Annotated in this window: 14 protein-coding genes; 7 read left to right on the forward strand and 7 right to left on the reverse strand. The window is 44.4% G+C overall.

Features of this window, described 5'->3' with window-relative positions; translation table 11 throughout:
* Nucleotides 1–253 precede the first annotated feature (253 nt).
* Complete coding sequence (locus AAEY93_RS16555) at nucleotides 254–1168, forward strand: alpha/beta fold hydrolase (RefSeq protein WP_101032500.1); 915 nt, start codon at nucleotides 254–256, stop codon at nucleotides 1166–1168.
* A 200-nt stretch (nucleotides 1169–1368) separates the two neighbouring features.
* Here AAEY93_RS16555 and AAEY93_RS16560 read toward each other — a convergent pair whose 3' ends face one another.
* Nucleotides 1369–3753, reverse strand: coding sequence for a PilZ domain-containing protein (locus AAEY93_RS16560; RefSeq protein WP_351078437.1), 2385 nt, complete (start codon nucleotides 3751–3753; stop codon nucleotides 1369–1371).
* A gap of 479 nt (nucleotides 3754–4232) precedes the next feature.
* On the opposite strand from AAEY93_RS16560, the gene radA reads away from it, so the two are divergent.
* Entirely contained in the window at nucleotides 4233–5612 is a 1380-nt protein-coding gene (gene radA, locus AAEY93_RS16565; RefSeq protein ID WP_101032498.1) for a DNA repair protein RadA, read from the forward strand.
* 94 nt (nucleotides 5613–5706) lie between these two features.
* On the opposite strand, the gene AAEY93_RS16570 is transcribed toward radA, so the two are convergent.
* The 4 genes from AAEY93_RS16570 to ubiU form a co-directional block, all read right to left on the reverse strand.
* Nucleotides 5707–6072, reverse strand: coding sequence for a PilZ domain-containing protein (locus tag AAEY93_RS16570; protein WP_101032497.1), 366 nt, complete (start codon nucleotides 6070–6072; stop codon nucleotides 5707–5709).
* 158 nt (nucleotides 6073–6230) lie between these two features.
* Nucleotides 6231–7562 (reverse strand): YjiH family protein, encoded by a 1332-nt coding sequence (locus AAEY93_RS16575; RefSeq protein ID WP_372491460.1) that lies wholly within the window; start codon nucleotides 7560–7562, stop codon nucleotides 6231–6233.
* 742 nt (nucleotides 7563–8304) lie between these two features.
* Nucleotides 8305–9222 carry a U32 family peptidase gene (locus AAEY93_RS16580; protein WP_101032495.1) on the reverse strand — a complete coding sequence of 306 codons (918 nt, stop codon included), beginning with the start codon at nucleotides 9220–9222 and terminating at the stop codon, nucleotides 8305–8307.
* A gap of 9 nt (nucleotides 9223–9231) precedes the next feature.
* On the reverse strand, nucleotides 9232–10233 hold the full coding sequence (gene ubiU / locus AAEY93_RS16585; RefSeq protein ID WP_351078442.1) for a ubiquinone anaerobic biosynthesis protein UbiU: 1002 nt from the start codon (nucleotides 10231–10233) through the stop codon (nucleotides 9232–9234).
* Nucleotides 10234–10373: 140 nt separating this feature from the next.
* Here ubiU and ubiT point away from each other — a divergent pair, with 140 nt between their 5' ends.
* Nucleotides 10374–10883: a ubiquinone anaerobic biosynthesis accessory factor UbiT gene (gene ubiT, locus AAEY93_RS16590; protein WP_124012061.1), complete on the forward strand. Its 510-nt coding sequence runs from the start codon at nucleotides 10374–10376 to the stop codon at nucleotides 10881–10883.
* A 575-nt stretch (nucleotides 10884–11458) separates the two neighbouring features.
* Here the strand turns inward: ubiT and AAEY93_RS16595 are convergent.
* Both AAEY93_RS16595 and AAEY93_RS16600 read right to left on the reverse strand, forming a co-directional pair.
* Nucleotides 11459–12928 (reverse strand): ice-binding family protein, encoded by a 1470-nt coding sequence (locus AAEY93_RS16595; protein ID WP_124012060.1) that lies wholly within the window; start codon nucleotides 12926–12928, stop codon nucleotides 11459–11461.
* 274 nt (nucleotides 12929–13202) lie between these two features.
* A complete protein-coding gene (locus AAEY93_RS16600) occupies nucleotides 13203–15869 on the reverse strand; it encodes an Ig-like domain-containing protein (protein WP_351078447.1) in 2667 nt (888 codons plus the stop codon).
* Nucleotides 15870–16434: 565 nt separating this feature from the next.
* Here AAEY93_RS16600 and AAEY93_RS16605 point away from each other — a divergent pair.
* The 4 genes from AAEY93_RS16605 to AAEY93_RS16620 all read left to right on the forward strand — a co-directional run bounded on the left by AAEY93_RS16605 (nucleotide 16435) and on the right by AAEY93_RS16620 (nucleotide 22859).
* Entirely contained in the window at nucleotides 16435–19431 is a 2997-nt protein-coding gene (locus AAEY93_RS16605; protein ID WP_351078450.1) for a PAS domain-containing hybrid sensor histidine kinase/response regulator, read from the forward strand.
* Nucleotides 19431–21020, forward strand: coding sequence for a sigma-54-dependent transcriptional regulator (locus tag AAEY93_RS16610; RefSeq protein ID WP_124012057.1), 1590 nt, complete (start codon nucleotides 19431–19433; stop codon nucleotides 21018–21020). Before AAEY93_RS16605 ends, AAEY93_RS16610 begins: the two co-directional genes overlap by 1 nt.
* A 465-nt stretch (nucleotides 21021–21485) precedes the next feature.
* The gene (locus AAEY93_RS16615; protein WP_351078453.1) at nucleotides 21486–21863 is read left to right on the forward strand and encodes a PA2779 family protein; all 378 of its coding nucleotides are present in this window, start codon (nucleotides 21486–21488) and stop codon (nucleotides 21861–21863) included.
* 30 nt (nucleotides 21864–21893) lie between these two features.
* Nucleotides 21894–22859, forward strand: coding sequence for a PA2778 family cysteine peptidase (locus AAEY93_RS16620; protein ID WP_351078456.1), 966 nt, complete (start codon nucleotides 21894–21896; stop codon nucleotides 22857–22859).
* Nucleotides 22860–22960 lie beyond the last annotated feature (101 nt).

Below are 22960 nucleotides of genomic sequence, written 5' to 3' on the forward strand. Positions count from 1 at the left end.
TGGCAAGCCTACATTAATTGCCGCTGCAGATGTGCTAATACAAGACACCATGTTGATTTACGCGCGTTAGTGTTTTTGTTACAGGCGTAGCGGGTAGGTCGTTGGTGCAGTGTACATACTGATAAATGGTATTACATCATCTTAGCTCAGGATAAGCATTAAGGTTACCACTAGAATGAAGACTCTATTCTAGTTGTGTTTCACGGCAGTAGTGTTAGTTTGAGATTCATTATTACTAACATAACTGCCTATTTTGACAACAGATATCCAACAAGACTCACTGTTTATCCCTTACCGTAATGGCCAATTGCATCTGCGACACATTCGTCATACTACGCCAACGGCTCTTGGGGTGCCTATTTTGATGCTGCATGGTGCTATGTCTAATGGACGGGTGTTTTATAGTGACTCAGGCCGTGGTTTAGGCTGTTTTTTAGCTAAAGCTGGCTTTGATATTTATGTGATGGATACCGCGGGGCGAGGGTTAAGTGAGCCTAAAATTCATCGCGACTTTACGTTGGGTCAAGGTGAAGTGATCCGTGAACAATTGCCATTGGTGCAACAGTTTATTTTACAGCGTCATCCTTTAGTTAATAAAGTGCATTGGTGTGCCCATTCATGGGGCGGGGTATTAATGGCGAGCAGCTTGGCTCGGTATACTCATTTACAGTCAAGCGTTGCCTCGTTACTCACCTTTGGTTGTAAACGTACTATCAAGGTGAGATCACTTAAAAAATGGTTGATGGTCGATTTTTTCTGGAATCGGTTTGCGCCATTTTGCATTGCCAGGCAAGGCTATTTTGACGCCAGTCGATTTCGCGTCGGCATGGATAATGAGAGCAGTGCATCATTATTACAAACCATTGATTGGGTCAGGGGTGATTGGATTGATCATGACGATAATTTTCATTATGCCCAAGCGGCAGCAAAAGCAGTGTGGCCGCCAGCATGGTTTATCGCTGGTAAAAACGATCATGTTTTAGGCAATCCATCCGATGTGCGCGATATGATAGATGAATGCGGTTTTAGCCAGGTTAAGTACACTTTGCTCGCCAAAGAAAAGGGCAATTTATTGGACTATGATCATGCGGGGATGTTGACTGATCGACAAGCCGAGCAAGATCACTTTGTACAAATTAAACAATGGTATTTATCATTGTCAGGTTAGTTAACCTTAGTTCGGGATAATAAACGGTTATCAAACAATCCTTTGTCCCGCTCACTGCGTTGTATTGACTTGCAATAGGCTCGCTCGATGCGCCTTGTTAGCAAAACAAATCTCAAGTTCGATATTAAATAGGTCAAATACTCTGATTTTGGTTTATTTATCCCAGATCTTAAGCCGAGTTGAAGTGAGTTAAAGATTGGTTAAGCAAGCGTCATTACACTCGGGAAGCGGATTTCAACTTCAGTGGTAATATCCAATAATTCACCTGAACCTATAACTTTCCACAATTGTTCTTCCAACTGCTTTGCTCGGTGGTGAGCATGAATGTGGATATATTCTAGCTCGCGTCTAATATAGCTCATATCGGGCTTGTCTGTTGCTCCTACATACACTCTTAATGCCATAAAGCGACCGACTTTTTTACTCTGGGTAATAAATTGAATCTGTTGCGCGTTGTTACCCAGTTCAGATTTGAGCTTACATTGGATCTGCACTGCACCTCTAGGATGGCGAGTGAGTTGCATAAACACCTCAAAAAAGCCCATTTCGTGATTCGGTTTCATCAATTTGAGAGGATCTATAATCTGTTGTTTTAATACATTGTTGTCCAATAGTGGCAGTAAATTGTACTGCAGCACTTTGTCACTGTCTTGGGCAAATAGATGGCTGATTTCGTCGGTTATCGTGCCTATACCGATATAAGCCATTTTTGCGGCTTTTACTGTTTTTTCGATAAAGTAAGGCACCCCAGGTAACTGACGCATAACAAGGTTTTTCATGCCATCGGCCAATTCTTTTTGTTGACCTTCATTATCTGATAATTGTTCGAGTTTTTGTTTATTGTGGGCAATGAGTTTATTTAAAAACTCGACGCCTTCGTGCGGTGAATGACCAATGGTGGCACTTAAATGCAAGGTCAATCCATTCATCCTGCTACGAATTAATTGATAAGGTAAATGGGTTAAATTGGCCTTGCCAGCTGCGGCTTGAAGACGTGGAAATGACAATGACACGGCACCAGGTTCAGTAAAGTTAGTTGATTGTTCTAAAGTCAGCTGTAAACCTCTGCTCGAAATATCATGAGAGATGCCTGTAACCTGTTTACCACCTTGTTCGATCGTCACTAAGGTTTTAAACACGAATCGAGCCTCATGGCGCCGTTCACTAAATGGCATGGATACTTTTTTGATACTGTTTTGGTTAACTTTAGCTTGAGCAAAAATCTTTAGGCCATTAACATCGGATTGAACAGACCAAGATTGATAGTCTTTACGAGCATCTTTATTAGTTAAATCAATTAATTGCAAAGCATGGCTAAATTGAGATAATTGTTGCTCTGTTCGGGCTGCATATCGTGCATCATCACCCGGTAAGGTAGATGTTTTGTAGTTTTTACTGTGATCAATCGGCTGGGTGATAATTTTAAACACTCGCCAACTGGCTTTTGCTGAGGCAAAGCCTAGAAATAAATGGATATTTTTGGTCGCTTTAAGCTCTGCTAAGTTAGCAGAATAAAAATATAATTTACCGTTAGTCTTATGGGTAAAACTGAAGAGGTAGCAATAATCGCTATTGCTTGGGTATTTGATAAGTTGGCTTAAGCGCTTGCTATTAATTAAACTAGGCAACTGACTGATTTTATTTTCATCTTGAAAATAATGTTGGATCGGTTGGTTACCTCTACCCAGCAATTGGTGGGTTATCTCTGGCTTGCCGTTAATAATAGAAACAAACAGCGGTAAATGCGTTAATAGCGGTAAGTAGTGACGTTCATAACCCAATCCTGTCGCCGTTACAATGACGTCGTTGACATCCACTTTATAACGAAATTTATAGCTGCGGATAAGCTTGGATAGCACGTTATCTAATGCCTCTGCGCCGCCAAGTCTTTTCAGTCTAAAGATAGCACTATCATCTTTATTTTGAATATCGACTATTTGATAATCAACGCCTTGCTGTAAATCTTCTAGGTAAAATTCATCACCGAGTTCTAGTAGCTTTACCCGTAATGGCTTGTCTTGGTCTAAGTGATGTTTTAATGGCAACTTAATGCGGGCACCGCCGACGGATAAATCAAGGGTAACGCCATTAACTTCAGTTATTCCTTGCTGAGAAACCATAATCCGAATGCTATAATTCATGCGTTCTTCGCAGCGATTAAAGTAGCTGCCGAGTACGACTCCAGGTACAAGAAATGGATTTTCTTGGTTAACAATCTCGACTGGGCCATTTTCTCTTAGCTTAATGCGCCGTGATTTATGGGTTTGTATAACGTGCTCATATACCCCTAGGGTATATTTGTTACGGTATAACGGCAGTGCTTGTAACAAGGCTTCTTTAGCGGGTGCGTCTAGAAAGTGCTTTTGATTGGCGACGATGACTTCTTCACAGGGCAGTTCCGTTTTATGACGCAAATCAATAATTCGGGTGCATAAAGATGAGATACGGTTTAACTCCATTTTCAAAAGAAAACGGGTTGAATTAGATTCGTCAAAAGTTAACTGTTCGAACACGTCCTGAAAATCAGGTTCCATGAACAGTGGTTTGAGTTGTTCAATTAATGCACTGTGATTGTCTAAACTCATTATTATGTCGTTTCAAATGCTTATGGTGAGTCTGGCTGATATCTTTATCGGCAAGAAATTGCTGATCTTTATAGTAATATATATTTCAGTGATGTTCGAGAAGTATGCTGAAATGATATTGTGGGTAATTGATCCGCCATTAAGATTAACCTAGTGTATTAATGATAATGCGGCATTGATCTAACGCTTAGTCACGCTGGGTTCAAGTAACAAGTAACAAGTAACAAGTGCAACTTGCTACTCACTTATCGCTTATTTATATCGAGTGTGGACAAGATTGTAACCGTTGGCAACGCTCTGGCTAAATATCCTTGTTATTGTTGTTATAGGTATGAGTTGTTTAAGCAGCCATTTTTCCTTGTTGTTGATGATAAGTATAAGCAGTAAAAATAGTGTCTTAATAGCGATTATTTATTAGGGCTGGGACTGAATAAGTTGAATCGTAATGTATTTAATTGATTTACAACATGGGAATTAACATGGCTAAAGCTCCAAAAATGACATTTGTTTGTGACGATTGTGGCCAAGATTATCCGCGTTGGCAGGGGCAGTGTCGTTGTGGTGCGTGGAATTCTTTGGTCGAAATGAAATTATCAGCATCAAAGAGTTCAACGTCACGGTCATCGGTACTCGGGTATGCGGGTGGAGTCGGCGGCGGCTCGAAAAAACTCAGTGAAGTTGAGTCAGAGGACGCCGAAAAAAGACTGACTCAGATAGGGGAGTTGGACCGAGTATTAAGCGGTGGCTTAACAACAGGGTCGGTGAATATTATTTCAGGTGATCCTGGTGCGGGTAAAACAACCCTGTTATCTGATTTGGTCGCGCGAATGTCGCAATCAATGGCTTCATTGTACTGTACGGCTGAAGAGTCATTATCTCAGTTTAAAAACCGGGTTAATCGTTTAAAGCTTAATTACAACGAAGATAACTTGTATCTGCTGTCTGAAACCAGCGTAGAAGCCATTATTGAGGAGCTAGACGCTAAGCAAATTAAGTTTGCCGTGATTGATTCTATTCAAGCTGTGGTTACCGATGCGGCAAATGGTAGCCCAGGGTCACCCTCACAAGTTAAAACAGCGGCACAGGCCTTTACCCAATATTGTAAAAAAAATAATGTCACCATGTTTATTATTGCTCATGTGAATAAAAATAACGAAATTGCCGGCCCGCAAACCTTAGTGCATATCGTGGATGCATTGTTACATATTGATACCAATGACGGTCAAATTCGGACTTTGCGCGCCAATAAAAACCGTTTTGGCGATGTTGATACCGTGGGTATATTCCGCATGAGTGAGCGCGGTATGCTCAGCGTTGATAACCCAAGCGAAATATTTCTATCAGGCTCGACCACTGACTCACCGGGTTCGACTATTACTTGTATACGTAAAGGTAACCGTAACTTACTGTTAGAAATACAATGTTTAACCACGGAAACTGAATCAGAGTTCCCACAACGCGTGTGTGTTGGATTAAACATGAATCGAATTAAGATGTTAACTGGTATTTTACGTAAACATACTAAAACTAAGATATTCCATGATACGTTTTTTAATATAGTGGGCGGTTTGAAAATTGATGAGTCAGAAACCTGTATCGACTTAGCGCTTGTAACCGCATTATTGAGCAGTTTAAATGACTTTGTGGTGCCTAGAACGACTTGCATCATGGGGGAGTTGAGCTTGAACGGCGATGTGCGCCCAATTGATAGTGGTGTGCCGAGGGTAAAGGAAGCTGCGCAGCATGGGTTTACGGAAATTTTTATTCCATTTCGTAATTATCATAAAACCATGGAAGGGCTTGGCGCAAAAATTATCCCCGTTAAAACTATCCATGAGTTACTTGAACTAATTAAATAACCCTCGATTGATAGCGCTGGAACTTGCGATTAACAGGGTAGGTCATTGACTTACCCTTTTGGCATATTTACTGACAATAATTATCGGTCGATTTTTAAGGTACAGGAGTGATTAAAGACGTAATTTCACGATTTAATAATTCTGCATCACCCATATTCAGTTCAATAATTCGGCGAAGGTGAGTAATACTTTCAACATCGATATGAGTACATTTTAAGCCAAGGTGCTCAGGTGTTTTATGCACAATGGCGGCTTGCATTTTTAGTTCGATATCAGAATCAGGTAACATAAACTCGAGAGTTAAGATGCTATTGAGTTGACCGGTATATCCTAGCGGTAGCTCAACTAATGCGCCATTGAGACTTAAATCTAAAATCTTAGTTCGCCAAGTTTGTTCTGTTTGTGCGATATAAGCACTGGCATCAAATAATATACGAGAAAATTTACGCCTGTTGTCCATGGTTTACCCTTATTTATCAGTACCGCTATGACACTGAGTCAATGTTTATCTTTCAAGCATACTTGATTTTTGTTGATTACGCAGAGAATATTTAGCATAAAAAAAGGAGCACGTTGTGCTCCTTTTTTATATTGAGTTATTAAGTTCTCTTGCTTCAACTACACCAGTAAATGGCCCATTAATGCAATTATAGGAAGCGTCACTAAGGTTCTTAAAATAAAGATAACGAATAGCTCAAAAAAGTTAACTGGGATTTTACTACCAATCAAAAGAGCACCTACCTCGCTCATATAAATAAGCTGAGTGACCGATAATGCGGCAATAACAAAACGGGTTAAGTCTGACTCAATAGAGCTGGCTAAAATGGAGGGAATAAACATATCGGCAAATCCCACCACAATCGTTTTCGACGCTGCGGTGGCTTCAGGGATTTGCAGCAGCTCTAATAGTGGAATAAATGGCATCCCTAAGTAGTTAAAAAGAGGGGTATGTTCAGCTAACACCAATGCGACGGTACCAATCCCCATAACAACAGGGATCACCCCAAATATCATATCAACAACGTTTTTAACCCCTTCAGTTAGGACATGCTTTATCCCACCGGCCTTAGAGGCGCGTTGCATTGCTTGTTCAAATCCCCACGAAAATACCCCATGACTGGCTGGGATGGTTTCGTCATCTTCATGGCGAGGGGTATCATCGATGTAATTATCTTTTTTCCATGATAGCGGAGGTAATTTAGGTACTATGATTGCGGCAACAAAACCGGCTAAACACACAGTGAGATAAAACGGGACAAAAAGGTGTTCAAGTTTGACTTGTGATATGACCACTAGGCTAAAGGTAATCGACACCGCAGAGAAGGTTGTGCCAATAACAGCCGCTTCGCGGGCGGTATAAAAACGAGTTTCGTATTGTTTGGTGGTCATTAAAATACCCACACTGCCGTCACCTAGCCAAGAGGCCATACAGTCAATGGCACTGCGTCCGGGTAAATTGAATATGGGACGCATCACTTTAGTTAATAAAGTGCCAAAAAATTCCAATAAACCAAAATTGAGTAATAGTGGTAATAACATGCCAGCAAAAATGAATACTGAAAACAGTACAGGCACTAAATCATTCAGTACTAAGCCACCGGTTGCCGATGAAATAATGGCGTCGGGTCCCACTTGCAAATAAACCATCACGATAAAGATTGCGCCTAATATTCGTATGGCTAACCAAAATAAATTCACTTTCAGCAAGGTGCGTAAAAAAGTGCTTTTACGCACGAATTTAGGATTAATGAGCTGAGTGAGCAACGAGGCTAATGCCATTAATACAACGATGCAGGTAACAATAAGCTGGATCGAGCTGCCCATTTGGCTTTGCAATGCTTTTGAGATAATGGCAATTGGAATGGTAATCGAACCTTCAATATTGATAGGCGTCATAAACAGTAGTAAGCCAATCAGTGACGGAATAATAAAGGTGAGAATTGTTTTAATGCTATGTTTTTTTTGTGTCACGTTAAATACACCTTACTTATGTGCTTTAAGTTGGCCAGCTGTGCTACCCAACGGTTTATCATGGACAGAAATTGAATGTCCATTCAGTTGTGTTTTTTGGGTAGGCAAGGTTACCCCCTTATCTGCTGTATGTAAAACGAATACTGAGTCGAATAGATATTAGTTAAATGTGAGTAGATATTTACTTAGGGGAAAGGTCAGGGTATATAATAAAACCCTAATCTAATCATTAGATTGGATATTTGTTGCTAAGGTGTTTTATCTTAGGCTTTATGTTGATATCCATTGTTTTAGCGCCATTAATGAGCACGGATATTCCCGCTAATTTTGATCACATTCTTTAAGCCATAATAGCTAGGACGGACTGCGTCCTTAGGGTCTAGGAATAGAGTGCCTGCGGCTGCTAGGACTCGAGGACACTTCGCTTCTAGGTTCTAGGTTCTAGGTTCTAGGGCGGACTTCGTCCTGCTAGGAAACGATAACAAGCGAACACTTCGCTGCTAAGATTTTATAGCATCTAGCCGCGCAGCGACCTAGGACCTAGAAGGAGCGAAGCACCGCCCTCTGGCGAGCTGGCGAGTTCCTAGAACCAATCAGTCGCGAAGCGACGATCTCTTATATTCAATCACTGCCTTTTTCAGTTATCCTAAGGGATCTTTGAAACGAGCATGTTGAAGTGACTTGGGTATATTCAGGACCCATTCGGAAGGTTTTTGGGATTTTAGGCACAGTCCATGCCGGGTAATCCTAACCAATAACCATTACAATGATGATTGATAATCGATGCATGGTTTTGATCATTTAACTGTTTTTTGATCAGGGTTTCAATATTCAGTGAGTTGTTTTTTGCATGCTCTAATGCATGGGCAAGATCTGAACCCATGGCAATATCGGTTAATTTATTGGGCGATATCCGCCAATAATCAATGCCCATATCCACCATCTGTGGGATTTGCTTAATCAGATTCACCTGTGCCGCTGACTGCGTTTGAATACCGTTCAAGCGTAATAAAGGTTGCGACTCCTGGGTTTGAGCCAGTAAACCTTTGCTGTGTCGTTGGCAAATTGTTTGGCATTTGTCTTTAGGAAGTTGGTAATGTTTGGCGGTAAAGCAACGCGCAGAATGAGCTAATGGTAAATACCCGTGGCCGAGCACTTCAATTTCAAACTTAGGTTTATTGCCTTGATTAATAACTGAACTTAACCATTGTTGTGATAGTTCGCAAGGCATCACAAAACGGAACATCCCTTTTTGATGCAATAAATCAAGACTGGTTCGATTGTAATTATTAATTGTTGGTCCGCACACAAAGGGAACTTTGGCTTGGTGCGCATAATGCACCGCAGCCATATCATTGGCTTCAATACTGAAATCACCATTCTCAATCGCCCGTTTTAGCTCATTGAGTTCAGATTGTGCTTCTATTAGTGCCATGGTCGATAGCACCACATGCTTACCATGAGATTTAAGCATATTGGCAAGGTTAAGATAGTCGTTAAACTTCAGTTCACGACGGCGACTGCACACGGTTTCACCCAAATAAACGGTATCAATATTACTTAACGCGACTTGATCATAGAAATGTTCAACGTCAGTTTTTGACCAGCAGTAACTAATTGGAGCAAGTGATATTTTCATTGTGCAACCTTATTGCCATTGACGCTCATAAGCGCCCAATGTAGTAATTTGACCTTCAGATACTTTTGCTAACGCTTGTGACCATTGCGGTTGTTCGCAAAAAGACTCGGGACTGGCCAAATAAGCGTCGATAGCACTGCGCCAAACGTGAGTGACTTGGCTAACATAAGCAGGGCTGCGCTGACGACCTTCAATTTTGAGTGATTTGATCCCCGCACGGGCAAGTTCAGGTAATAAGCTTAAGGTGTTTAAACTGGTAGGTGATTCCAGTAAATATTTTGCATCATGATCGTATTCGGCAACATAACGGCCTTTACAGACCACGGGATAACCTAGTTGTTGGCTCGCATCGGCTTTATCGATTAACACATCATTGAGCCGAGTCAGCTTGTCGCTGCCAGCATCTTGCCAGCGCACATGGTTAGCAGGGGAACATGAGCCGCCTGTATTAGGTGATTGGCCTGTGACATAAGATGATAAATGACAGCGTCCTTCAGCCATGATGCATAAACTCCCAAAAGCAAAGACTTCAAGTTCAACCGGGCTCACTTTGGCTAAATCTCGAACTTGTTTAATTGACAGCACTCGCGGCAACACTGCACGCTCAATATTAAAAGCCTGTTGATAGAATGACAATGCACCTAGGTTTGTGGCACTGGCCTGTACTGATAAATGCAAGGGAAGGTGCGGGTAGTGCTGGTGGGCATAATCGAGCAATGATAGATCCGCTACTATGAGTGCATCCATGTTTAACTGTGCCGCTAAATCGACGGCTTGATACCAACGATGTTCTTCACCGGGTTTAGGAAAGGTGTTTAGAGTTAAAAAGACTTTTCGGCCTTGGCGATGGGCCAATTGGGTGGCTTGCGTTAGCTGTGAGGCCGAAAAGTTTAAGCCTGCAAACGAACGCGCATTGGTGTCATCTTTAAGTCCGAGGTAAACCGCATCAGCGCCGGCATTGAACGCGGCTTTCAGTGACGCTAAATTACCTGCGGGGCATAAGAGTTCCATTTTGGTGTGCTCATTTTTTTTTAAGAAGAGGAGTGTAAATGTGATTGAGTTAACATGATTTGATTTAAAACAGGTTTCGTTAGATCAATTACCAGTAAACTGACTCTATTACTCGTTCTATTTCCAAGTAGGTACTCTCGATGGCTCAAGCGTTTACACAACAATTATCGCAACACTTATCGCAACAGTTGTTACATTTTGCGCCTCAAGTTAGCCGTCGTTCATTGAACGTGATGCCGGAAAAGTTAAAAATAATCGTCATCAATAAACTACTGAATTTAGTGTTAGCTGAACAATTGATGTCAGATGAACTCCATTTTCTACAGCAAAAGTGGGTTGGTATTTGTGTCGACGATATTGGTTTACGTTTTGAGGTGAGTATGGACACACAATTACAGGTGCGATCTTTTACCCAGCCCGATGTGACATTCAGTGCCAATGTGCCTGAGTTAGTTTTGGTTGCGGCAGGTAAAGAAGATCCAGACACACTCTTTTTCCAGCGTAAATTACGCATTGAAGGGGATACTGAATTAGGGTTAGAAGTCAAAAATATGTTGCTGTCTATTGAATTAGAGAACTTACCTAAACCAGCGCAAATTGGCATTGAAAAATTTGCAAAAATGCTGCAAATATTAACAGCTAATGAGTGATTGCCTTGTTGTTTAATATAAAAAAACGGCGCATTTAGCGCCGTTTTTGCCGGTGTCAGATGCTCAATGTTGACATGACAACTTGTCCGTAAGCATGGCGAATTGATTTAGCCATGGGTTTTGTGACTCTGCTGTGGGTCTGAATTTATACCATCAATGGCACAAACCGATCCGCAAGTCGGCTTGTCGAAGTGATCCTCGCCTCCAGTGCTGCATGGACCCAATGTTCTACGCATTCAGAGTCTTATGCATTCAGTGTCGGTTTTATCACCATCGCCGAAAACCCATTGACCGACACTAAGCGACGTCGGTGGGGTGTTCATAACAGCTTCACCTATGGTGATAACCTTTTAGGGCATTCGGGTTTTGCATCACAATGAATGTCGCTATCGTCGCTATTAATACCATAAAAATATCCGCTAAACTGAGTTTAGCGGATATTGATTTTCTGACGCAAAGCGTCAAAGGATGGTGACATATTGCCAGTGCTAGACTAGTGCTAGACTAGTGCTAGACTCTTTATTGCTAGAATATTATTGCTAGAATATTAGTGCTAGTCATCGCTAGTAACAGATTTACTCAGCGGGCTCGACCACGATATTATGATCTAAGGTGACGGCCGTTTGGGTCATCAATCTGCCGTTAACCGTCGCGTCCGTATTTAAGCTTATGCCTTTTTCAGCCAAAACCACACCCTCAAAATGCACCGTTGTATCAAGTGCCACACCGGCACTTCCGGCCACTTGCCAGAAGATATTTTTTGCCTGAGCGCCGCCTTCTAAAGTAATACGACTGGCACCCTCTTGAGTAAGGTCACCTGCTATCTGAAAAATCCACACGTCATTGGCACTGCCTGAAAGGGTCACATTGGTAGTGATCAACACACCTGAACTCCACTTATATAGACCTGGCTCTAACGTCATGCCACTAATATTACCGGCACCGAGTTCAGTATAGTCGGGTAACGTTCTGCCAGCAGCATCGTTATAGGCTGTGCCCATATCAAGCACGGCTTGGGCAACCAGAGTATTATCAGGTGCTGCGCCTTTAAAGCAGTTAACTACACCACTACCTGTGTATCCGACGTCTGAGCCATAAATAGTACCGTTGATTTCAGAACACGTTACATTGTCCATCGCAGCCGACGTGATAGGGCTTGCACCTATGTCGCCTGTTATAGCGGAAGCTGGAACATTGGTAATACCAGATTTAGTCAAAATGGCAAAATCCCCAGCAGTGCTTAAGTTAACCGGTTTTGGCCCAAGAGCCGCGGCAGCACTAGTGGTAAAACTCCAGCTGAACTTCGTCGCTAATAGATTAGCTGGGATCGCCAAATCGGCGATAGCAGTAGTCAGGGTCGCGGTATAGAGCGTATTGGCCGCTAAATTATCATCTGGATTGAAGCTTGCCTTGGTGCCTTGAAAACTAATCACACCCGCGACAAGATTTGTACCATCACTTAAGGTAAAGCTGGATCCGTTTACCGTATTAGGATCAAGCGCCTCACTAAAATCAGCGGTCACATTTCTATTCAAAGCAAAATTCTTGGCTAGATCAACCGGGTCGTTTGATACTATCTGTGGTGCAATAACATCATGCAACGCAGAGGTGGTAAATGACCAGCTAAAGCCACTGGTCAGCGCGACGCCTTTAGCATTTTTTACATCCGTTGTGATTGATACTTGGTACTGAGTGTTATACGTAAAATCACTGTTTGGGGTAAACACAGCGGTATGACTCGTTTCATTATAAGAGACGGCTCCTACCACGACGGTTTCGCTGGCATCTTTTACAATAAAGCTGGCATCATTAATCGTTTGCCCATCCATGGCTTCATTGAAAGTTACTGTGACCTGTTGGTTGATCGCCACATTAGCCGCAAGATCACTTGGATTGCTGATATTAATAGTCGGCACAACTTCTGGCGCAATGACGGACACAATAGCTGGATCGTTGTTATCGTCACTACAACCCGCGACTAAGGTAAGCAGCACTGCGGCGCTAGCCCACATCGGCTGAGTAAAATGTTTTTTGCTTGTGTGCATATTTTGTATCCTTTAAAAAAATTTAACCTCGCAACACCAAGAATGCTTACGTCCTTCATCGGGAATAGAGCCGATAAATAGATTTTCTTTGCTGCTGTGAATGGTCGGTTATGCCAAAAGGCATTCATTGATAGGTAAATGGTTTATCGGTAACGGTGCTTAAAAATCGCAATGTTTTGCGCTTATATCAGCACCGCTTAGGGATCCTTGAGGAGACAAGCTATCTGTCTCCTCGGTCTTTTGTTAAGTCGACTCGTGTCAGTCGACCGTCAAACTAAGGTTTTTTGGTTATATCATTGGATTCCAAAGTAACCTCTTCCGTAACCGCCATTAGTCGACCTGTGACGATAGCATCGGTAAGCACATTCACTTTTGACCAAGCGAAGACATTGCCAGCGAAGCTGGTGCCAGTGCCGATAACGGTTTTTCCTGCGGTTCTCCAATAGACGTTCTTTGCCTGTGCGCCATTGCTAAGGACAATGTCGCCACCTGGAGCACCAGTAGATAGATCACCGCCTATGGTAAAGATGAACACAGAATCAGGCTCTCCTTGAGCATCAAGCGTAAGAGTACCGGTCTGAATAGTGACGTTAGATGCCGTTTTATAGACACCACGAGTCATGGTCAGATTACCCAATTCAATCGGAAGCACCTGAGTAGCAGCGTTTGGATTAGGATCTTTCGCGAGAAAGCTATAGGCAATACCTAAATCAGTTCTCGACTGATTGATAAATGCAACCATTGAGGCATAAGGCACAGGGATCACATAAGGGGGTGTGCTGTCGTCGCCCGCATAAGATAAGCCATTGGTCAGTTCATCAAGTTCGCCTGCCTTCACTCCAGGGGTAAAGCCTGCATAATAAGAGCGTGCTTGGTCAAGAATAGCCAAGTCACCACCGACAATGGCAGAACCACTCGTGGTCGTAATGGCCTGTGAGGCAAGGATGGCAAAACGCGCCACTTCACCCAATTCTGGTGCTAGCGGGTTATTGAGTATCGCTTCTTCGACCGTCAGGTTTGTTTCCGCTGATTTGCCGTCTAGTGTTGCAATAATGACGGATGTACCGACATCAACGCCGCTAGCGAGACCGCTGTTTGACTTACCGTTGGCATTCATAGTGGCTACCTGTGTATCGGCAGATGACCAAGTAACTGATGAGGTGATATTAATTTCGCTAGTGTCAGAATAAGTTCCTGTAGCAGTGAACTGTTTCGTATTACCGTTAGAAATTATCGGATCACTCGGCGTTACTGTAATTGAATCCAGCGTCGCATTTATGACAGTCAAGTTGCTATCATCGGATATCGTGTCTAAGGTTGCCGTAATAATCGACGAACCTGCATCAATACCAGTGGCAAGACCGTTAGTATCTATCGTTGCTACTAAGAGATCTGTTGATGACCAGATCACCTTTGTCGATACATCATGAACAGAGTCGTCTGAATAAGTGCCGGTGGCAGCAAACTGCTTGCTCATACCCTTGATAACGCTCGGAGTAGCTGGCGAAACAACTAATGAACTCAATATGGCATTAGTGACAGTTAATGTTGTACTACCTGATGTAGCACCTGATGTTGCGCTAATATCTGACGTACCAGAGGCCACGCCACTTGCAAGACCATTAGTGTTTACTGTAGCAACACTGGTATTTGCAGAAGACCACTCAGCTGAGGCCGTGATGTCAGTCGATGTTCCGTCTGAGAAAACCCCTGTAGCTTTTAATTGTTGCGTTTGGTCTTTGGGAATACTTGGATTGCCTGGCGTTACCGTAATTGAAGATAACGTCGCATCCGTAACCGTTAACACTGAAGTGGCTGATATCGCGCCTGAGGTTGCGGTAATAACCGACGACCCAGTGGCAATACCTCTTGCAATACCACTAGAGACCACTGTCGCAACACTGGTATCAGCTGATGACCAAGTCACTGAGGTGGTGATATCAACAGATGTACCATCGGAATACGTACCGGTAGCAGTAAACTGCTCGGTCAAGCCATTGGCAATGCTGGGGTCAACAGGTGTTAGCGCAATTGAATTCAACACCGCATCCGTAACAGTTAACGTTGAAGTCGCTGATTTAGCACCAAAAGTTGCGGTAACAACTGAGGTACCCGTGGCAAGGGCACTCGCCAGACCACTATCATTTACTGTCGCAACGTCGGTCTCTGCAGATAACCAAGTGGCTGACGCCGTAATGTCAACTGAGATACCGTCTGAATAAGTCGCGGTCGCGGTCAACTGCTGGGTCAAGCCTTTGGTAATGCTTGGGTCAATGGGCGTTAACGCTATTGAGCTTAAAATAGTATCTGTGATGGTGAGCTCAGTCGTTGTTTCCTCAGAGCCTAAAGAAGCGGTAATAAGCGCAGAGCCTATGGCAACGCCGCTGGCAAGGCCACTCTCATTCACTGTGGCAACTTGCGTATTGGCCGATGACCAAGTGACTGATGCGGTGACATCTGGCGACGTGCCGTTCGAATAAGTACCAGTAACCATGAACTGTTTGGTCAAGCCATTGGCAATGCTCGGATTAGCTGGTGTGATGGCCAGATAATTGAGCGTCGCATCGGTGACGGTTAGCGTGGTTGTTGCCGATTGCACATCTGATGAGCTTATAGATGCTGTAATCGCAGCTGAACCTGGGATAACCCCTGTGGCGAGACCGCTGCCATTGATTGTGGCAATAGCCGAGTCATCAGATGACCAGGTTGCCGAGCTGGAGATATCAGACGAGGTGCCGTCCGAATAGGTGCCTATAGCAGTAAACTGTTGCTTCAAGCCGGCGGGCAAGCTTGAGTTGGCAGGGGTAATTGCTATGGATGATAGTACGGCCCCATTATCGTTATTAGTGTCGTTATTATCGTCGTTATTACAACCCGCTAAGAGGAAAACTCCCAGCAGCATCGTAAATAGAAGCGATGCCTTTTTGTTAAATATATTCATACCATTATTCCTTAGAAATTCTGTGAAATTACGTTTACATTCCCTTTACTTTTCCGTCTTCTTCCTGCTTATTGTTGATGGCGACAATGACTGATAATCAAGTTAGATTCTCTGTTGTGTGATCTTATCTGTTTACTGAAAAAACTAGACCTATTTTCCGGGTGAGATAGTGGTAACGTTAATATAGTTAAAGCAACAGTCATGCCAATAAGTTAAAGTTGTCAAATATAATTAAATAATTGTTTAGTAACAATTGTTTAATACTATATATTCATTAATTACACCGACGAGGCAGGAATATTCTAGGCCTCAGCATATGACAGAACCGTAATATATGGAGGGGTTTGTGTTGTAAAAACAGTAAATAGTACGGTTTTCCAGAAGAATAAATTTAAGCGTTTTACGTCATAAAATGTTATATTTACGCCACTGAAAAAATACCTAAAAGGCCTCAAAGGCCGCATTGAAATTGCTTCCTTTGTTTCCTCCCGCATATCTGTTTTGCCTGTGTGAAGCCAGATAGGTCGTTTCGGCCAGGATCAACGGATAGTGATAGAGATTCGTCATGAAAAGTAACAATAAAATAATTCCGTCAAGCTTAGCCAAGTCTGATGCAGAGCGGTTTAACGCGGCAATTGAAGAGATCACCGAGCACAGGCAGGCTGAAGAAGCACTGCTCAATGCCGGGGCGCTGCAGCGGGCTATTTTCAATAGCGCTAATTTCTCCTGCATTGCTACCGATGCTAAAGGCGTCATCCAGATTTTCAACGTCGGCGCCGAACGGATGCTGGGTTACTTGGCCGATGATGTGGTGGACAAGATCACGCCTGCCGATATTTCCGATCCCCAGGAAGTGATTGCGCGTGCCGAGGCGCTCTCAGATGAACTTGGCACCTTGATAGAGCCTGGCTTCGATGCGCTGGTATTCAAGGCGACACGCGGGATTGAAGATATCTACGAATTGACTTACATCCGTAAGGATGGCAACCGCCTTCCTGCCGTGGTATCGGTCACGGCACTGCGCGACGAGCAGGAGGCGATCATCGGTTATCTGTTGATCGGCACCGATAATAGTGTTGGCAAACAGGCAGAAGAAGCGCTGCTCAAAGCGGGCGAACTGCAGAGTGCCATTTTCAACAGTGCCAACTTTTCCAGTATTGCCACGGATGCGGAAGGCGTTATCCAGATATTTAACGTGGGCGCCGAGCGTATGCTGGGTTACACAGCGGAAGAGGTGATGAACAAGATCACCCCAGCCGACATTTCCGATCCCCTGGAGGTTATTGAGCGCGCTAAAGTACTCAGTCTTGAACTTGACACCCCGATCACCCCCGGCTTCGATGCGCTAGTATTTAAGGCGACACGCGGGATTGAAGATATCTATGAATTAACCTACATCCGTAAGGATGGTAGCCGCTTTCCGGCGGTAGTGTCGGTCACAGCACTACGCGACGACGAGGAGAGCATCATAGGTTATCTGTTGATCGGCACCGATAACAGTGTCGGCAAGGCAGCGGAAGAGGAAATTATCAAAGCGGGCGCATTGCAGAATGCCATTTTCAATAGTGCCAACTTTTCCAGTATTGCCACCGATGCACTCGGCGTGATCCAGATTTTCAATGTGGGCGCCGAGCGAATGCTGGGCTACACAGCAGATGAGGTGATGAACAAGATCACCCCCGCCGACATTTCCGATCCACAAGAAGTTATCGAACGCGCCAAAGTTCTGAGTCTTGAACTTGACACTGCGATCACGCCCGGGTTCGATGCTTTGGTGTTCAAAGCCCGGCGCGGCATTGAGGATATCTACGAGCTGACCTACATCCGCAAGGACGGTAGCCGCTTTCCGGCGGTCGTGTCGGTAACCGCGCTCCGGGATGAGCAAGACGCTATCATAGGTTATCTACTGATCGGCACCGACAACACCGCGCGTAAACGCATCGAGCAAGAGCAAAAAGAACTCAGTCAGCGCCTGCAAGATCAACATTTTTATACCCGTAACCTGATTGAATCCAACATCGATGCACTGACGACTACCGATCCGTCCGGTATTATTACCGATGTTAACAAGGAGATGGAGCTGCTCACGGACTGCAGCCGTGATGAAATGCTCGGTACGCCATTTAAAGACTACTTTACCAATCCGGAGCTTGCCGTGGCTGGAATAACAAAGGTGCTATGTGAAAAGAAGGTCACCGACCTTGAGCTCACCGCGCGCGCCCAAAACGGCCAGGAGACGGTAGTCTCCATTAACGCGACCACTTTTTATGACCGGGACAATAATCTGCAGGGAGTGTTTTACGGTGCCCGCGATGTGACTGAGCGCAATCGTTTGGATCAAAAATTACAGGACAAAAATGTTGAGTTGGAAAGTGCCACTATGGCAGCAGAGAAAGCCAACCTCGCCAAATCCGATTTTTTGTCTAGTATGAGCCATGAACTGCGTACGCCACTTGGCGCGATCCTCGGTTTTGCTCAACTACTAGAGTCGAGCACGCCACCCCCGCAGCATACGCAGCAAAAAAGCATTGCTCAGATCCTCAAGGCGGGGTGGTATTTGTTGGAGTTAATCAATGAAGTCCTCGATCTGGCGTTGATCGAATCTGGCAAGCTGCCCATGTCAATCGAAACGATTTCGCTGGACGAAGTGATGCAGGAATGCATCTTGATGAGCGAGCCGCAAGCGAAAACCTATGGTATCAAGATGATCTTTAACCGTTCGGACTCGATAAACTTTGTCAACGTCGATCGGACCAGGCTAAAGCAGGTGATTCTTAATCTGCTTTCCAATGCGATTAAATACAATCGTGAGGGGGGCAGCGTGATATTAGAAAGCAGCCAAAGCACGGAAGATATGATCCGGATCAGTGTCCGCGATACAGGTGAAGGATTGTCAGAGGAGCAACTTGGGCAACTTTTCCAACCGTTTAACCGTCTGGGGCAAGAAGCCAATAATCAAGAAGGAACTGGGATCGGGCTGGTGGTCAGTAAACGTTTGGTCGAATCGATGGACGGCATTATCGGCGTACAAAGCCATGTCGGCGTTGGCAGTGTGTTCTGGTTTGAACTGAAGCGTACCGTCGACTCCTTATCTAACCTTGATGCTGCCACATCAATGCCCCTGCTACCACTTCAATGTGAGGACCCTGAACGGTTGAAAAGCTTGCTCTATGTTGAGGATAATCCTGCTAATTTGATGCTCGTTGAGGATATCATTGCCCGTCGACCTAATCTGCGTTTTCTCAGTGCTACGGACGCCGTCAGCGGTATCGAGATGGCGCATACCTATCAGCCGGATGTGATCTTGATGGACATCAACCTGCCGGGGATCAGCGGCTTGACCGCATTGCATATTCTCAGGGAAGATCCGACCACAGCCGCTATCCCGGTGATGGCACTGAGTGCGAATGCCATTCCTCGCGATATTGAGAAAGGTCTGGACGCCGGCTTCTTTCGTTATTTGACTAAACCGCTGCGGATTAATGAATTTTTGAAGACATTAGACATCGCGCTTGAATATACCAATCAGTCAGCAGATATCCCCAATAATGAGGTGACCTGATGACGATCACTGCAACGGACATTCTCAATGCCAAGATTCTGATTGTCGATGATCAAGAGCCTAATGTGACTCTGCTCGAGCAATTACTGCTTGAAAGCGGCTATACAAGGGTGACGACAACCATGGATCCTCAAGCTGTTTGTGACCTAAATGCTGAAAACCATTATGATCTTGTTCTGCTTGATCTGCAGATGCCGAGGATGGATGGATTTGAGGTGATGGCAGCGCTTAAGGCTGACGATCCGGCCGACTATTTACCTGTGCTCGTTCTCACCGCCCAACCAGGCCATAAACTGCAAGCACTACAATCTGGTGCCAAGGATTTTATCAGTAAACCTTTTGATCTGGTCGAAGTCAAAACGCGCATCCATAACATGCTGGAAGTGCGCTTGCTTTATAAGCAACTGGAGAGCAGTAACGACACACTGGAAGATACAGTGCAAAAACGTACGGCAGAGCTGCTCCGCATTAATCTGCAATGCACCGAGGAAATAGAGGAACGTAAAAAGGCCGAAGCGTCACTGCAAGGAACGTATACAGAAATTAAACAGTTGAAGGACAAACTTCAGGCAGAGAACGTTTATCTGCAGCAAGAAGTGGCGCGGCAGTTTAATTTCGACGAAATTATCGGTAACAGCCAACTGCTCTCGCAGGTGTTTCATCAAGTTGAGCAAGTTGCGCCTATGAATGCGACCGTACTGTTGCTTGGTGAGACCGGCACAGGTAAAGGCTTAGTCGCCCGCGCTATCCACAGCCGCAACGCACGCAAAAAAAGTCCGTTGATCACGGTAGACTGTACTACCCTGCCAGCAACGCTGATCGAGAGCGAGCTGTTTGGCCGGGAGCGGGGCGCTTTCACCGGTTCCGATAGCAAACAGATAGGTCGTTTTGAGCTGGCCGATGGCGGCACTCTGTTTCTTGATGAGATTGGCGAAATGCCACTCGAGATGCAGGCCAAACTGCTCCGAGTGATTCAGGATGGCGAATTTGAACGCCTGGGGAGTCCGCACACAATTAAGGTCGACGTGCGCATTATCGCCGCCACCAATCGCAATCTGATTGATGAAGTGCGTAATGGTAAGTTCCGTGAAGATCTCTATTATCGGCTGAACGTATTCCCGATCACCTTGCCGCCACTAAGGCAACGTAAGGAAGATATTCCGTTGCTGGTCAACCATTTTGTGGCTAAATTTAATAAGAAAATCGGCAAGCAGATTAATATCGTCAGCAACGCGGCGCAGAACACCCTGCAGCAGCATCACTGGCCCGGCAATGTACGAGAGCTGGAAAGTGCCATTGAACGAGCTGTGATCCTCAGCGCAGGAACATCACTGCAGATCTTAGATCGCTTTGATAGCTTTGACAAACGAGTGTCTAGCAACGATCGCTTCGATGGCGTTAACAGACGAGTACCTAGGGAGGAACCTTCGGTTAAAACGCTGGTTGAGTTGGAGCATGAGCATATTATTAACGTGTTGCAGCAGACCAATTGGCGCATTGAAGGCCAGCAAGGTGCGGCAGTGATCCTCGGACTCAACCCCAGCACCCTGCGTGCCCGAATGCGCAAATATGGCATAGTGCGCCATTAACATTAACTGCGGCACTAACATTAATAAGCAAAATAGGGGCAAACATGTTAGATTTTTAAGCGCGATATTGTGGCTTAATATACCCAAATAACCTCGGAATGCACTATTGATCATGTCAAGAAGTGACAGCGTTCAAGGTTCTAGGAATAGGACGACTACGGCTGCTAATGCGACCTTTGGTCTGCTAGGTTCTAGTGTTGCCTCGCTGCTGGGACGGGCGGCGTCCTACTAGTGTCGCTTCGCTGCTAAGATGTTATAGGATCTCGCCGCGCAGCGTCCTAGCATCTAGGACTGGTAATGTGAGTCGCCGCAGTTCCCAAATCAATTCACAAATCAGTCCCCAAATAAGCAACAACTATTTACCTTTCTTGTCTAGCGGGTATCATCCCGATATAGCTTGTTATTGCTCAAAATTAACTCTACTCTCTATGAGAAATTTACATTCGCTAAACCAAAGGAAATCCAATGAAAAAAGTTCTCGCAGTCGCCGCAGTTATGTTAACTTATTTGACTTGTATTTCGGGTGCCTACGCCGGCATAGTTTCCTCGGAGCAGGTTATCGTCCAACAGCAAAATATATATAATAAACAGCAAGTTATCGAAATGTTCAACAGCGCTGAGGTTCAAGACAAACTGGTGGCACTTGGGGTCAGTCTCGAGGATGCAGAGATGCGCATTGCCAGTATGACCGATCAGGAAATAAATCAATTAAATACCCAGATGAATGATATGCCTGCAGCTGCTGGCGTAGTAGGGGTTGTCGTCACAGTATTAGTTGTGTTGGTGGTGCTCGATTTGGTGGGTGTTACCGATGTATTTTCCTTTATTCGGCCGATAAATTAAATCGTATTTTCAAGCATGAATGCCATCAGCATGTTCACAAAAGCCATGTGTATTACTGGCTTTTGTTTATTTCTCAGCGGCTGTCTGTCGATACCACCCCAGACCGCCATATTGCTAGCCAACCCGCCCGCTATTGCGCATAAACATCAAATTACTGGGGTGCCTTTTTACCCTCAAGAGGATTATTTCTGTGGCCCCACCACGCTCGCGGAAGTATTCAATTTTTATGGGGTAATCAAAACGCCGCAACAAATAGCGCCGGCACTGTTTATTCCAGAGTTGCAAGGCAGTTTACAAATTGAAATGGTTGCAGCTGCACGTCAACAGGGGCTGCTGGCCTATGCAGAATCAGGCAATCTGACCCAGCTACTGTCTTTGGTGAGTGAAAATATTCCGGTCATTATTTTACAAAATGTATCGACCTCATGGTATCCAATGTGGCATTACGCAGTGGTGACAGGTTATGACTTGGATAAGCAGTATGTGCGGTTGCATTCAGGCACCAATAAAAATCGTATTGCCGAACTGAAGGTATTTGAACGAACCTGGCTGCGTGGTCAGTATTGGTTGTTGGCTGCCGTGCCAGCGGATAAAACCAGTTTACATTTTGATCCTTTCATTTATGCCAGCGCCGCTCAGGATCTGCTCAGTAGTGGTAAAAGTACTCAAGGGATCAGTGCCCTTGAAAATGCCACCAGACAGTGGCCTGACTACTGGCTAAGTTACTTTTTACTCGGCAATTATTATTTAGCCATTGATAACGCCAAGGCCGCTTTTTGGTATCAACAGGGATTGACTTATATTGAGCAACAGGCTGAGCAACAGGCCGCCTATTTAAATAACTTCGCCTATAGTTTGTCTTTGTCTGGTTGCAAACCGCGTGCGATGGAAATAATCGAAAAAGCGCGTAGACTTCAACCCGAAGATAGCAATATTCGCAGCAGCCAAAAAGACATAGAAAAAATGCCTGATAACGCGAGTTGCTCAGTCAATTAAGCTAACATTATTCAAGATGACAATAAAACTGAGCGCTGTTGATATTGCTGAATACTTTACTCTCACTGAATAATGAATAAACAGTCTGTAAAAACAATATT

Origin of the sequence: Shewanella sp. CAL98-MNA-CIBAN-0140 (genome assembly GCF_040309905.1) — a bacterium.
Taxonomy (GTDB): domain Bacteria; phylum Pseudomonadota; class Gammaproteobacteria; order Enterobacterales; family Shewanellaceae; genus Shewanella; species Shewanella psychromarinicola.